Annotated in this window: 1 protein-coding gene and 1 pseudogene; both read right to left on the minus strand. The window is 42.6% G+C overall.

The genetic code is table 11. The features are described from left to right. The coding region (locus tag R7Q38_RS25105; protein ID WP_411913414.1) for a tyrosine/phenylalanine carboxypeptidase domain-containing protein at positions 1-409 on the minus strand (409 nt) is incomplete at its 3' end. Positions 410-716: 307 nt separating this feature from the next. After that, positions 717-1004 (minus strand): annotated as a pseudogene (locus tag R7Q38_RS25110) (Na/Pi cotransporter family protein); the annotation flags it as partial.

Below are 1004 nucleotides of genomic sequence, written 5' to 3' on the forward strand. Positions count from 1 at the left end.
TCGGCAGATGCAAAATGAAATGTGCGTTAGCAATGTCTTTCGCACTTGGCTCACCGTAATAGCGCAGAGAGTTGTATAGGAACTCTTGCGTACCTATGGTGTTGACTTGATCAAGTTTGTCGGCGTAAGACTGAATGACATCCTCATAAAGCTTTTGTAACTGAGCATCTTCGATGTGTTCCAAAGGCAATTCGTACAAACGGCGTTTTGACTGATGAGTGTCAAGAGGCGCTTTCTGGTACTGAAAGTTAGGTTCTTGCGAGTACTTATTACTGATGAACCTTTCTCGCTCTTGGGCGTAATTAAGCGGGTTTACGCTGCTAAGAATATCAATATCAGTGACTAACTGAGTGAGGTTTTCATCTATTGCTAATAGCTGGCTAGAAATTGGTTCATTAAACTGAGCCATGTCGTTCAACTCCATGTGAAGGTAAGACCTTTTTCAACAACGCGCAGAGTACCTGTCAGTCATCGAAGACAACTATGGGAGGCAAGAGCCGTTATCCATTGTGTATATGACCGTCTCTGTACTTTTGACTAACGGTGATTGTATTGAAAGAGGTGGAGCCAAATTATCATTGAGTGTTTGGTTTGAACAACAAATATTTCTCAGTCTCAATCGGAGTTACATCAGCTCTTATTTTTGCATCATGGTTACAGATACAAAAAAGGCCCCACAACGTGGAGCCTTAAACAATAAGCGATGGTTGGTATTATCAGGTTGTCAGAGCAAGGATTGCGCCTGGCAGAATGATGAATACAGACATCAGGTAGCCACCCACAACGGCTTTGTTTTTGATAGCAAGCTCTGAAATCATTTCAGCGCCTTTTACTGGGATTTCACGTAAGAACGGAATACCAAAGATAAACAGTGTCGCCAAAATATTAAAGGTTAAGTGTACTAGCGCAATCTGAAGAGCAAACACAGCAAACTCACCAGATACTGCGGTAGCTGCAAGTAGCGCAGTGATACATGTACCGATGTTCGCACCTAGAGTGAATGG

The organism is Vibrio sp. Vb0598 (assembly GCF_033338935.1).
Lineage (GTDB): Bacteria > Pseudomonadota > Gammaproteobacteria > Enterobacterales > Vibrionaceae > Vibrio > Vibrio alginolyticus.